Consider the following 11,913-nt stretch of genomic DNA (forward strand, 5'->3'; position numbering starts at 1 on the left):
GCCTTTCAGCGCCTCGCTGCTGTGGGCTTCGATTACCGCCGTTGCGCCTAATACGCGCACGTCCGCTACGGCGGGATGTGCGCGCAGCGCTACGTCTTCTAATAGCTCGCGCTGTAACGTTTGGCTGAGCGCGGCAATTTTCTCCAGGTAGTGCTCTTCCTCGAACACCTTCAGGCTCTCCAGCGCCACGCGGCAGGCCAGCGGGTTGCCCATAAAGGTGGGGCCGTGCATGAAAGCGTGGTGCTCACTGTCGCCAATGAACGCCCCGTGAACCCGGTCGGTAGCCAGCGTGGCCGCATGGCCCAAGTAGCCGCCGGTCAGCCCTTTGGAGAGCACCATGATGTCTGGCGTGACGCCCGCGTGGTCGGCGGCAAACAGCTTGCCGGTGCGGCCAAAGCCGGTAGCGACTTCATCAAAAATCAGCAGCACGCCAAACTCATCGCATAGCGCTCGCGCACCGCGCAGGTAGTGGGGTGAAGTCATGTTTAGCCCGCCCGCCGCTTGCAGCAGCGGCTCCATCAGTAGCGCGGCAATTTCATGGTGGTGGCGCGCTAGCACTTCCCGCAGCGCGGCGAGGTCCTGCTCAACCTGCTCCGGCGTCGCGTCGAACGGGGCCGTGGGGGCCGGGGCAAAGTGGTGCTGAGGCAGCAGGCTGGCGAACAGGCTGTGCATGCCCTCTTCGGGGTCGCACACCGCCATGCAGCCGGTGGTGTCGCCGTGGTACGCCTTCATGAGCGAGAGCATTTTGCGCTTGCCGGGGTGGCCGCTCAGCACCTGATACTGCAGCGCCATCTTCATGGCCACTTCCATACCCACCGAGCCGCTATCGGAGAAGAACACATGGTTCAGCCCCGGCGGGGTGATGCGTACCAGCGCCCTTGCCAGCTGGTCGGCGGGGTCGTGGGTCAGGCCGCCCAGCATCACATGGCAAAGCTCCCCAGCCTGCTCGCGGATGGCGGCGACGAGGCGCGGATGGCCGTAGCCGTGAATCATGCACCACCAAGAGCAGGTGGCATCCAGCAGGCGCTCGCCGCTTTCCAGCGTAAAGTAGCTGCCGCTGCCGCCGACCACTTTTGGCGCAGGCGTTTGGGTTTTGAGATGGGCATAGGGGTGCCAAACGGGGGAGTTCATGGCGTCGCCTCCTGGGTGGCGAGGGGGAGCAGAGCATCAAGGGAGAGGTAGCACTGCGCGGTGGTCGCATCCGCCGTAGCCAAATGAGGAATGATGCCCAAGCAAGGGGCGGGAAGGGCGCGTTTTAGCAGTGCCACATTGGCCGCAAAGCGCGGGCTGTCGTCGGCAAAGGCGGGGTCCACCACGCTGCCTACCCAGCCCGCCAGCGTTAAGCCATCGGCGGCGATGGCCTCGGCGGTGAGCCGGGCATGGTTAAGGCAGCCCAGTTTCAGCCCAACCACCAGAATCACCGGCAGCCCGAGTGCGCGGGGCAGGTCGGAAAAGTCCTCCGCCTCGTTCAGCGGCACTCGCCAGCCGCCTGCGCCTTCGATTAGCGTTAGATCCCGTGGCGTGCCGGTTAACGTGTCGCTGAGCGCCTGAGTAACGCTTGCCACGTTAAGCATGGCACCTGCTTCCAGAGCGGCGAGATGCGGCGCAATGGCGGGAGCAAAGGCCCACGGATTGACCGTTGGGTAATCCACCGGCGGGAAGCTTTGCGCCTGTAGCGCTAGGGCGTCGCGGTTGCGCAGGCCGCTGGGTGTTGCCTCGCTGCCAGAGGCGATGGGCTTTAACCCTAGCGTGGTGAGCTGGCGCTGGCGGGCGGCGCCCAGCAGCGCGCTGGTGGCCAGGGTTTTGCCCGCGTCGGTGTCGGTACCGGTGACAAAATAGGTGTTGTTCATCTCGCGCTTTCCAGTTGTAGCGTCAGGCAGTGGTAGCTCACCGGCAGCCCCTGCGGCGTGCGTAGCGATTCATAGCGGGCCTGAGCGGTGGCAAGCGCTTGGCGGGTCAGCCGAGCGTTGGGTCTGGCTACTTGGGCGCCCACGCCTTTGATGGAGGCCATCACGGCATTCAGGTCGGGGTAGAAAAAACGCCGCTGATCGCAGGCGTGCTGGGTAAGGATCAGGCCGCTTTGCTGAATCGCCCGCTGTACGGCGCTGGCATCCGGCGTTTGCAACAGGGCCTCGGGGCGCTGCCAGGCGGTGGCGACTTCGCTCAGCGTGCCGGGCAGCAGCGTGGTGATGCGCGCCTGCCCGTCAGGGGCGAGCACCCGCGCCAACTCCCGCATCACCGCGCCGATATCCGGGCACCACTGAATCGCCAGGTTAGAGAACACGAGATCCACGCTTGCGTCGTCCAGCGGCAGCGCGGCGGCATCTCCCTGTTGCCAGCGTATGGCATCGCCATATTGCGCCTGGGCGTGGGCGAGCATACCCGGCGCCAGGTCGAGCCCGGTGATGGTGGCGTTTGGGTAGTGGGTCGTCAGCCGCTGGGTCCAGTAGCCGGTGCCGCAGCCAAGGTCGAGCACATGCTGGGCGCTCTCCGGCAGCTTTTGCCAGAGCGCTTCGCCAATGTCGCGCTGGGCGCTGGCGAGATCATCGTAGCGTGGTGCCGCTCGGGAAAAAGCCCGAGCAACACGCTCCTGCCAACGGGGCAGTGGCAGCGAGGTGACCGGTGTGTTCATCGCGACTCCTGGAGCGCGCGCGTGGCCTGCTCGACCAGCCGTGTCGCCAGTAGGGCGGGCTGGGAGAGTATGGGGCAGTGTCCTGCGGCTTCCAGCCGAAGCGCTTGCTGGCGAGTGCTGCTTGATAGTAGCGGGTCGTGGGCGCCTGCTAATAGGCGGATAGGGCAGGGAGGGTTGGCAAGCAGTGCCCGGTTATCCAGCGTTTCAAGCCACATGAGCCCTTGCGCGAGCGTGTCGGTATCGGCGTGGGGTGTCTCATCTAACCGTGCTCGTAGCTGGCGGTGGGCCTCGCGGGCATTGGGTTCGCCCTGGGCCTGCCAGCGTAGAAAGTGCCGCCATGTGGCAACGGGGTGGCGGCGGAAAGCGCGCTGAAAGCTGGCAAGCTCCTGGCTCGTCACACCGCCATCTTCCTTGTCACTGCAAAAACGGCTGCCTGCGCCCAGCAGCAGCAGGGCCTTGGGCGGCGGCAAGTGATCGAGCAGCGCTGTGGCCAGCAGCCCGCCTAGCGACCAGCCCACCCAGACGGCATCGCTGGGCAGCTTGGGTGCCATACGCTCGGCGAGCGCTGCAATGCTCGTGGGAGAAGGTAGCGCAGGAGATTCGCCGTAGCCGGGCCACTCCACTGCGCTGGGGACGACCGTATTGGGCCAATGCTCCGTCAGCGTCTGCCATATACGGCGGTCGACGCCCCAGCCCGAGAGTAGGATGAGCTTCATCGCTGCTCCTCGTTCAGGCAGGCGGCGGCGACCTCCAGTAGCCGATCAATATCCCGTTGAGTATGGCGGGCGCTTAACGTGATGCGCAGCCGCGACTCGCCGTTGGGCACCGTGGGTGGTCGAATCGCCCCTACCTGGAGATCGTGCTCATCGAATGTGGCCGCCCAGGCCAGGGTGCGCTGCTCGCTGCCCAGCAGCAGCGGTTGAATCGGCGTGTGTGAGTGGCCGATCGGCAGCCCCAAGGCGTTGGCTTGCTGGCGGAAGTAGTCAATATGGCGAGCGAGCCGCTGGCGGTGTTCCGGCTCCCGCTGGACAATGGTGAGCGCTTCTAGCGTGGCGGCGGCAATACTGGGCGGTTGGGCGGTGGTGTACACATAGCTGCGGGAAAACTGAATCAGGTGCTCAATCAGCGCGGCGTCCCCCGCCACAAACGCCCCGGCGGTGCCCAGCGCTTTGCCCAAGGTGCCGACCAAGATCGGCACGTCCTGGCTATCAAATCCCTCCACGCAGCCTGCGCCGCTCTCCCCGAGCACGCCGAGCCCGTGGGCATCGTCGATCATCAGCCAGGCGCCGTGCTGCTGGCTGATGTTGGCAAGTTCGCCGACGTCAGCGATATCGCCATCCATACTAAACACGCCGTCGCTCACCACCAGCTTATGGGTGGTCGTGCTGCGCGCAAGCAAACGCTGTAAGTCGTGGACATCCCGGTGGTGGTAGCGCCGGGAGCGGGCGCCGCTCAGCGCGCCACCATCAAGCAGCGAGGCATGGTTAAATCGGTCCTGAAATATCGCGGTGTTCGAATCCGCTAGCGCCTGCAGTACGCCCAGGTTTGCCATATAGCCCGTGGAGAACAGTAGCGCTCTTTCGCGTCCGGTCCACTCCGCCAGCGCTTCTTCCAAGGCATCGTGAATGCCCAGGTGCCCGCTGACTAAGTGAGACGCCCCTGCCCCTGCGCCAAAGCGTTTCGCGCCTTCGGCCTGGGCCGCCTGAACCCGTGGGTCTTGGGCAAGGCCCAGATAGTCGTTGCCTGCAAAGTCGAGTGCCCCATGGGCAGAGACGCGGCGGTTGCGCCAGCGCTGCTGGCGCTCGCGCTCATCGCGGGCTACCGCTAAGCGCTGGTGCCACACCTCAGACACTGGCATCCACCGCCAGCGCCGCAGCGCGCTCTGCCTGGGCGTTACGCTGCGCCTGTTGGGCCAGCCGCTCGGCGCGCTGTGTATCGTCTTCGCAGGTATCGCGGCGCTCGGGATGCAGGCCCAGCTTGGCAAACAGCGCACGGTCGCGCTCTGCCTGGGGGTTACTGGTGGTCAGCAGCTTGTCGCCGTAGAAAATGGAGTTGGCACCGGCCAAGAAGGCGAGCGCTTGGGTGGATTCGCTCATCTGCTCGCGGCCCGCCGAGAGGCGCACATGGCTTTGGGGCATCATGATGCGCGCCACGGCAATGGCGCGGATGAATTCCAGCGGGTCTAAATCCTCCACGTTCTCCAGTGGCGTTCCTGGCACTTTGACCAGCATGTTGATAGGCACGGATTCGGGGTGCGGAGAGAGCTTAGCCAGCTGCTGCAGCAGCGCGCTGCGATCCTGCGCGCCTTCGCCCATGCCCAAAATACCGCCAGAGCACACTTTCATACCGGCGTCGCGCACGGTGGCTAGGGTCTCTAAGCGGTCGCTGTAGGTGCGGGTGGTGATGATTTCGCCGTAGTAATCGGGGGAGGTGTCGAGGTTGTGGTTGTAGTAGTCCAGCCCGGCAGCGGCCAGCCGGGTGGCCTGCTCGCCGTCGACCATACCCAGCGTCATGCAGGTCTCAAGCCCCAGCGCTTTCACCTGGCGCACCATCTCTTCCACCACCACTAAATCTTTATCCCGCGGGCTGCGCCACGCGGCCCCCATGCAGAAGCGGCTGGCACCGGCCTCTTTGGCCGCCTGGGCCTGGGCCACTACCTTCTCGATTTCTAGCAGCTTCTCTTTTTCCAACTGGGTGTTGTAGTGGCCCGACTGCGGGCAGTACTTGCAGTCTTCCGGGCAGGCCCCGGTTTTAATCGACAGTAGAGTAGACACCTGCACCGCGTTGGCATCGAAATGTGCCCGGTGCACCTGCTGGGCTTGAAACAGCAGGTCGTTAAAGGGCAGCGCAAACAGCGCGTTGATCTCGTCAAGCGTCCAGTCGTGGCGCGGCGCGGCATCCGCCGCGTGAGAAGCAGTCGAGGTAGCGGTCACGGGTAAACCTATATTATTTTGAAAGTTGACAGGACTCTAGCGGGGCTGTGCTGAGGATGTCAACTTTTTGAAGAATGTTGGTTTACCATGGTGCTTGACTGTAGGGAGTATTCGTCAGGATGTATGGCCTGCTTTATACTCTGCGCCCTTTGACGACCCACTGGAGCGCAGATGCCTGACGCGACCTCGCTGCCCCCCGAGCACGATGCATTGACCGACCGCGACCCGGCCACCGGGCATCCGCGCCCGCCTCGGCGTGAATTCAAAGCGCGGGGCAGCTTCGTCAAACGCTGCGAAGGCTGCAACTTGCCCGAGCTGAACTGCCTCTGCCCGTATCAGGTCAAGGCGGAGAGCGACACTCAGGTATGGCTGTTGACCCACTCCATCGAGCACTACAAACCGACCAACACCGGGCGTTTGATTGGCGACGTGCTCACCAATACCCGCGTGTTTACCTGGTATCGCACCGCGCCGGACGACACGCTGGCGGCGCTGCTGGAAGACCCGCGCTACGCGCCGTTCGTGATTTTCCCGGACGATCAGCCGGATTACGCCGACCGCGTGGTGGATATTGACGCGGTGCATGCCGCCAAGCAGCAGGCGCGCATACCGGTATTCATCATTTTGGATGGCACGTGGCGTCAGGCGCGGCGCATGTTCCGCAAAAGCCCTTACCTGGATGTACTGCCGGTACTGCCGCTGCGCACCGAGCGGGAGACCCGCTACCGGCTGCGCAAGCCCGCCTCGAAAGCGCATCTGTGCACCGCCGAGGTGGCCATTGAGCTGCTGCGCCAGAGCGGTGATGAAACAGCGGCAAGCGTGCTGGATGACTACTTTGACGTGTTCAACGATAGCTATGCGGAAAGTCGCTACTATCGCAAGATTGCCGAGCCCACCCCTGCTATGCAGCGGCTGTTAGACAGGCAACAGTAGGAGCATTAAGGGGTTTGGCCTGGCAGCCAGCGTAACAGGACTTTGCGCACCCAGTACCAGCGGTTAATCAGCAGCGCGGCGAAAATCAGGCTGCAGCCCAGCAACTGAAGTAGAGTCATGGTTTCGCTAAACCACCACGCTGCCAGCAGCGCAGTCCATACTGCTTCTAACATCAAAATGACCGCTGCATGGCTTGGCGTGGTCATGCTCTGAGCTTTAATCTGCAAGAAGAAGCGCAGTGAACTCGCCAGCAGGACGCTGGCCATAAACCAGCCGAGAATCGACGAACTCAGTGCCAGCGGCTGGTGTTCCACTACCAGTGATAGGCTGGTCAGCACCACGCCCACTGAGATGAGTTGTAGCGTGGTGAGAGGTAGTGCGGGAACGTTACGCACCACCCGGGTATTGACGTTGATCAGCAGTGCAAAACAGATCGCGGCGCACACCATGAGTAGCTGGCTGGCTTCCACTCGAAACCCCGCATTGAGCGAGAGCAGGGCAAAGCCGAGCAATGCGATGGGCAGCGCGATCCAGGTGCTGCGCGGTGGGCGGTCGCCAAACAGTAGCCGGGCCACCACGGGCACCAGCAGAATGCCCAAGCTATTGATGAAGGCGCTTTCCCCCAGGTGGTCGGAGTAGTGCAGCCCGAGCACCCAAAACGCGATGGCGGCGCTGAACAAAACGCCGATCAGCAGGCCGCGGCGTATTCGGCGTATCGGCATACGTCGCAGAGCAGGCCAAGAGAATCCCAGCAATATCAGCCCGGCGAGTAAGAAGCGCGTGCCGATAAACAGCAAAGGCGGCATGCCTGCTAGTGCTTCTTTGGAAAAGATCCAACCGCCTGCGGCTAATACAGTGACTAGCAGGAGCAGCGCATCGGCTTGCCAGGGTGCCTGTCTAATCGTGTTCATACCGCATTGCCACCAAACAGAGCGCCGGCAATTCTAAAACCAGCTACCCAGGTGCCCACCGCCGAACCCAGCGTGGCGAGAATAAATACCAGCAGGGTGCGAGAGACGCGGTTTTTCCACCAGCCCTTCAGCTGCGTCACATCATGGCGCAGGGTGGAGAAGTCGCGCACCTTGGGCTTGCGCATATACAGCTCGACCCCCGCCGCTACAAAGCCTGCTCCAATGGTGGGGTTAAGTGATGTAAGCGGTGCAGCGAAGAAGGTGGCAATCACCGTGACCGGGTGAGCAAGCGCTGCAATCGTCGCACCGCCAGACAGGATGCCGTTGATCAAAAACCACTCGATGACCAACTGCCAGCCAAGGTCGGTATTGCGTGAAAAGCCCACCACAAATCCGGTAATGACCAGGGCGGTAATCAGCCAAGGGGCGGCTTTCCACAGTTTGGAGGGCGGCGGCGAGGCTTCAAGCGATTCGCGCTCGACTTTGGGGTTTTCCGGCAGCGGCGCTTCTAAGTGCTCACTGGTGCCTTTCAAGTGCCCGGCACCCAATACCAACAGTACATTTTGGTAGCGCCCTGGCGGCGCTTCTTCCGCCAAGCGTAGCGCCATGTAGCGGTCACGCTCACGAATTAAGGGCGTATAGAGCGCTTCCGATTCAGCGGCAAACTCGCTGAAGGTGGCCTCCAACATGTCGCCCTCTTTGAGCTTTTCGATGTCCTCTTTGGAGACATCCTGGCGAGAAAGCACGCTGCCAATCAGCCCTGAGAAGAGCGAGAAGCGCTGCCACCAAGGCACGTTGCGATAAATGCGTTTCAAAGTGATGCCGACATCTCGGTCTACCAGCAGTAGCGGCAGGTTGCGCGTACGGCACTCTTCAACGGCTGCACGCATCTCAGCCCCCGGCTGAATACCGGACTGCTCGGCGATCCGTTGCTGAAAGGCACCGAGCGCCAGGCTCGCCGCCACCATGCCCGCTTTGCCTTGCTTGAACACCTGAAACAAGTCCTGCTCGCCCATGGCGTCTGGGTTGTCCATGCTGTGGTGACGGGCGTCACACAGCTCAATGGCGACGGCATCGAAGTGACCGCTGTCGATCAGTTGGCGAACGTCGTTGGCGCTCTCGGCAGAGACGTGGGCGGTGCCTAGCAGGGTGTAGTACGTGCCGCCCACCTGAATGGTTTTCAGCGGGCCGCTGGTAGCTGGGAGGGAACTGCTTTCCTGGGCCAGCGGTGTTGCATCATCTTGATTCATTAAAAAGTCTCAACAAAAAAAGTAACGAGTGATGCGCGTTTAACGGCGCCAAAAAGCCGGGGTAAACAGCACCAGTACCGTAAAAATTTCCAAGCGGCCCAGCAGCATGGCAAGCACTAAAATCCATTTGGCGAGGCTGGGCAGATCGCCATAGTGGCTGCTGGCTTCTCCTAAGGCGGGGCCAAGATTGTTCAGCGCCGAGCCTACGGAGGACCACGCCGTTACCTGATCGACTCCCGTCGCCATCACGCCCACCAGCATCAAAAAGAACAGCATCACATAGGCAGAGAAAAATCCCCACACGGCCTGGGCGATGCTATCGGGAACGCTCACTTTGCCGACTTTAACGGCAATCACGGCATTGGGGTGAATGAGCCGCATGACTTCGCGCATGCCCTGTTTCAAGATCAGGATAATACGGATGACCTTCATCCCCCCGGCGGTAGAGCCGGAGCATCCGCCGACAAAAGCGGCCACAAACAGCAGAAACGGTAGTGCGCCCGGCCACCCGGAAAAGTCCGCCACGGCGAAGCCTGCGGTGGTGGCCACTGAGACGACTTCAAACAGCGCATGGCGCAGCCCAACGATGTCATCGTAGGTGTCGGTGAGCCACAGGGTAATCACGGTAATCGTGGTGAGTCCGGCTAAAAACAGCATAAGAAAGCGCGCTTCCGGGTCTTGGAAGTAGTGCAGTAAGCGCTTTTCTCGCCAGGCAATAAAGTGCAGGCTAAAGCTGAAGGCCGAGATCAGCATAAAGCTAATGCAAATAAGTTCGATGGCGGCGCTATTAAAGTAGCCAATACTGGCATCGTGGGTTGAAAAGCCGCCGATGGCGACGGTGGAGAAGCTGTGCCCTAGCGCATCAAACCAACTCATCCCCGCCAGCATATAGGCGACCATGCAGGCAAACGTGAGCGTTGCGTAGATATACCAGAGCGCTTTAGCGGTTTCGGTAATTCGTGGGGTTAGCTTGGAGTCTTTCAATGGCCCTGGAATTTCGGTGCGGTAAAGGGCCATCCCCCCGACGCCCAGGGTGGGCAAAATGGCCACGGCCAGTACCACGATCCCCATACCGCCTAGCCACTGCAGCTGCTGGCGATAGTAGAGTACCGATTCCGGTAAAAAATCGATGCCGGTAATCACTGTGGCACCGGTGGTGGTCAGGCCGGAAAACGACTCAAAGACCGCATCGGTAATGCTCAGTGAGCCTTCGCCAAACAGCATGAGCGGCAGCGAACCAAATAGGGCCAGTACCGTCCAGAACATCGCGGCGATAATAAAGCCGTCACGGATACGCAGCTCTTTATGGGCACGGCGATTGGGTAAGTAGAGCAAGAGCCCGGTGATGACGGTAATCGCAATACCGCTCATAAAGGCGTGCCAAACGCCGTCGCGAAACCAAAGTGACATCAGCATAGGTGGCAGCATGGTGAGGCTGAAGAGCATCAGTAGCAGCCCTAAAATACGTAGAATGACCCGCAAACTCATAGTGGTGGTTGTCTCATACGCTGGCCGGCTCCTTAGAAAAATGTTAATCCGACCTGGAACAGGCGCTCAACGTCGCGAATACGCCGCTTATCGATCACAAACAGAATGATATGGTCGCCGCTTTCCACCCGCACGTCACCATGGGCAATCAGCACTTCTTTACCGCGTACGATGGCACCGATAGTGGTGCCTTCGGGAAGGTCGATCTCGGCAATCGTGCGGCCCACCACTTTCGACGACTGCTTATCGCCATGGGCAATCGCTTCGATGGCCTCCGCCGCGCCCCGGCGCAGCGAGTGCACGTTGACGATATCGCCCCGGCGCACGTGGGTGAGTAGGCTGCCGATGGTGGCCTGCTGAGGGGAAATGGCGATATCAATGTCGCCGCCTTGCACCAAATCCACGTAGGCGGCGTTGTTGATCAGGGTAAGCACCTTCTTCGCCCCCAACCGTTTCGCCAGCAGCGACGACATGATGTTCACCTCGTCGTCGTTGGTCAGTGCGCAGAAGATATCGCAGTCTTCGATGTTCTCCTCTTCCAGCAGCCGCTTGCTGGTGGCGCTGCCGTGGAGGACCACTGTGCGATCCAGCCGCTCGGAGAGCGTGGTGCAGCGCTCCAGGCTGTGCTCGATGATCTTCACCTGATGGCTGTGCTCCAAGTGCTCCGCCAGCCGTTCGCCGATATTGCCGCCCCCGGCAATCACTACCCGACGGAAGTCCCGCTCCACCTTGCGGAGCTCACTCATCACCGCGCGGATATCCCGGCGGGCGGCCAAAAAGAACACCTCGTCGTCAGCTTCAATCACCGTGTCGCCCCGGGGAATGATCGGCCGGTTGCGGCGATAAATGGCCGCCACACGGGTCTCCACGTTGGGCATATGCTTGCCCAAAAAGGCCAGATCCTGGCCCACCAGCGGGCCGCCGTAGAAGGCTTTCACCGCCACCAACTGCACTAACCCTCCGGCAAACTCCAGCACCTGCAGCGCGCCGGGGTGTTCGATCAAGCGGCGCACGTGATCGGTGACCACCTGCTCGGGGCTGATCAGCACGTCGATGGGAATCGCTTCATGGGCGAATAGCCCTTTACGGGTGAGGTAAGCGGTGGAGCGCACGCGGGCAATTTTGGTAGGGGTGCGAAACAGCGTATGGGCCACCTGACAGGCGATCATATTGATCTCGTCGGTGTTGGTCACCGCGATCAGCATATCGGCGTCTTCGCAGCCTGCTTGGCGTAGCACAATGGGGTAGGAGCCTGCACCTGTCACCGTGCGGATATCCAGCTTGGTGTGCAGTTCGCGCAGTTTTGCGCCGTCGGTATCGACGACGGTAATGTCGTTCTCCTCGCGGGCGAGGTGCTCCGCTAGGGTGCCGCCGACCTGGCCGGCGCCAAGAATGATGATTTTCATCGCTGAGCATCGGTTCCGTTATAAGCGCCAGCGCGTTTCCGGCTTGCGGTGTGCGCTGCAATAAAGACGGCGGCCAGTGTAAACCAGCCGCCGTCGAAAAGCAGGTAGGGAATTACTCCAGAGTGAAGCCAACTTTGACGGTCACTTGCCAGTGGGCCACGCGGCCATCTTCAATATGGCCTCGGGTGTCGGTGACTTCGAGCCAGCGCATGTTTTGAACGCTTTCGGAGGCTTTCGCCAGGGCGTTCTGCACGGCTTCCTCAATCCCTTTTTCGGATGAACCGGTTAGCTCAATGTGCTTATAGGTGTGATGACTCATGCTATCTCCTTGCTTGTCATTAAAGAATGGCTTAGAGCGAT

General features: G+C 61.4%; 12 protein-coding genes. 1 reads left to right on the top strand and 11 read right to left on the bottom strand.

Features of this window, described 5'->3' with window-relative positions; translation table 11 throughout:
* The 6 genes from bioA to bioB form a co-directional block, all read right to left on the bottom strand.
* A partial coding sequence (gene bioA, locus BIS10_RS02595; protein WP_253502116.1) for an adenosylmethionine--8-amino-7-oxononanoate transaminase occupies positions 1-1,131 on the bottom strand: 1,131 nt, incomplete at its 3' end.
* The gene (gene bioD / locus BIS10_RS02600) at positions 1,128-1,850 is read right to left on the bottom strand and encodes a dethiobiotin synthase (protein WP_253502119.1); all 723 of its coding nucleotides are present in this window, start codon (positions 1,848-1,850) and stop codon (positions 1,128-1,130) included. The genes bioA and bioD, both read right to left, overlap by 4 nt.
* Positions 1,847-2,632: a methyltransferase domain-containing protein gene (locus tag BIS10_RS02605; RefSeq protein WP_253502122.1), complete on the bottom strand. Its 786-nt coding sequence runs from the start codon at positions 2,630-2,632 to the stop codon at positions 1,847-1,849. Before BIS10_RS02605 ends, bioD begins: the two co-directional genes overlap by 4 nt.
* A complete protein-coding gene (locus BIS10_RS02610) occupies positions 2,629-3,348 on the bottom strand; it encodes an alpha/beta fold hydrolase (protein ID WP_253502127.1) in 720 nt (239 codons plus the stop codon). The genes BIS10_RS02605 and BIS10_RS02610 overlap by 4 nt, the downstream gene beginning before the upstream one ends.
* On the bottom strand, positions 3,345-4,490 hold the full coding sequence (bioF, locus tag BIS10_RS02615; protein WP_083025215.1) for an 8-amino-7-oxononanoate synthase: 1,146 nt from the start codon (positions 4,488-4,490) through the stop codon (positions 3,345-3,347). The genes BIS10_RS02610 and bioF overlap by 4 nt, the downstream gene beginning before the upstream one ends.
* On the bottom strand, positions 4,477-5,565 hold the full coding sequence (bioB, locus tag BIS10_RS02620) for a biotin synthase BioB (protein WP_253502130.1): 1,089 nt from the start codon (positions 5,563-5,565) through the stop codon (positions 4,477-4,479). The genes bioF and bioB overlap by 14 nt, the downstream gene beginning before the upstream one ends.
* Positions 5,566-5,736: 171 nt before the next feature.
* On the opposite strand from bioB, the gene BIS10_RS02625 reads away from it, so the two are divergent.
* Positions 5,737-6,498 (top strand): tRNA-uridine aminocarboxypropyltransferase, encoded by a 762-nt coding sequence (locus tag BIS10_RS02625; RefSeq protein ID WP_253502133.1) that lies wholly within the window; start codon positions 5,737-5,739, stop codon positions 6,496-6,498.
* Between the two features lie 5 nt (positions 6,499-6,503).
* On the opposite strand, the gene BIS10_RS02630 is transcribed toward BIS10_RS02625, so the two are convergent.
* The 5 genes from BIS10_RS02630 to BIS10_RS02650 form a co-directional block, all read right to left on the bottom strand.
* Entirely contained in the window at positions 6,504-7,409 is a 906-nt protein-coding gene (locus tag BIS10_RS02630; protein WP_253502136.1) for a DMT family transporter, read from the bottom strand.
* Entirely contained in the window at positions 7,406-8,659 is a 1,254-nt protein-coding gene (locus tag BIS10_RS02635; protein ID WP_253502139.1) for a TraB/GumN family protein, read from the bottom strand. The genes BIS10_RS02630 and BIS10_RS02635 overlap by 4 nt, the downstream gene beginning before the upstream one ends.
* Positions 8,660-8,698: 39 nt before the next feature.
* The gene (locus BIS10_RS02640) at positions 8,699-10,147 is read right to left on the bottom strand and encodes a TrkH family potassium uptake protein (protein ID WP_253502142.1); all 1,449 of its coding nucleotides are present in this window, start codon (positions 10,145-10,147) and stop codon (positions 8,699-8,701) included.
* 32 nt (positions 10,148-10,179) lie between these two features.
* A complete protein-coding gene (trkA, locus tag BIS10_RS02645; RefSeq protein WP_253502145.1) occupies positions 10,180-11,553 on the bottom strand; it encodes a Trk system potassium transporter TrkA in 1,374 nt (457 codons plus the stop codon).
* A 112-nt stretch (positions 11,554-11,665) separates the two neighbouring features.
* Positions 11,666-11,872 (bottom strand): dodecin, encoded by a 207-nt coding sequence (locus BIS10_RS02650; protein WP_054641697.1) that lies wholly within the window; start codon positions 11,870-11,872, stop codon positions 11,666-11,668.
* Positions 11,873-11,913 lie beyond the last annotated feature (41 nt).

Source organism: Halomonas sp. 707B3, from assembly GCF_024158645.1.
In the GTDB taxonomy this organism is placed as follows: domain Bacteria; phylum Pseudomonadota; class Gammaproteobacteria; order Pseudomonadales; family Halomonadaceae; genus Vreelandella; species Vreelandella lionensis.

Excerpts from the sequence above, each read along its gene's own strand:
- bioD (WP_253502119.1), bottom strand. The coding sequence starts at position 1,850 with ATGAACAACACCTATTTTGTCACCGGTACCGACACCGACGCGGGCAAA.
- BIS10_RS02605 (WP_253502122.1), bottom strand. The coding sequence starts at position 2,632 with ATGAACACACCGGTCACCTCGCTGCCACTGCCCCGTTGGCAGGAGCGT.
- BIS10_RS02610 (WP_253502127.1), bottom strand. The coding sequence starts at position 3,348 with ATGAAGCTCATCCTACTCTCGGGCTGGGGCGTCGACCGCCGTATATGG.
- bioF (WP_083025215.1), bottom strand. The coding sequence starts at position 4,490 with ATGCCAGTGTCTGAGGTGTGGCACCAGCGCTTAGCGGTAGCCCGCGAT.
- BIS10_RS02625 (WP_253502133.1), top strand. The coding sequence starts at position 5,737 with ATGCCTGACGCGACCTCGCTGCCCCCCGAGCACGATGCATTGACCGAC.
- BIS10_RS02630 (WP_253502136.1), bottom strand. The coding sequence starts at position 7,409 with ATGAACACGATTAGACAGGCACCCTGGCAAGCCGATGCGCTGCTCCTG.
- BIS10_RS02635 (WP_253502139.1), bottom strand. The coding sequence starts at position 8,659 with ATGAATCAAGATGATGCAACACCGCTGGCCCAGGAAAGCAGTTCCCTC.
- BIS10_RS02640 (WP_253502142.1), bottom strand. The coding sequence starts at position 10,147 with ATGAGTTTGCGGGTCATTCTACGTATTTTAGGGCTGCTACTGATGCTC.
- trkA (WP_253502145.1), bottom strand. The coding sequence starts at position 11,553 with ATGAAAATCATCATTCTTGGCGCCGGCCAGGTCGGCGGCACCCTAGCG.
- BIS10_RS02650 (WP_054641697.1), bottom strand. The coding sequence starts at position 11,872 with ATGAGTCATCACACCTATAAGCACATTGAGCTAACCGGTTCATCCGAA.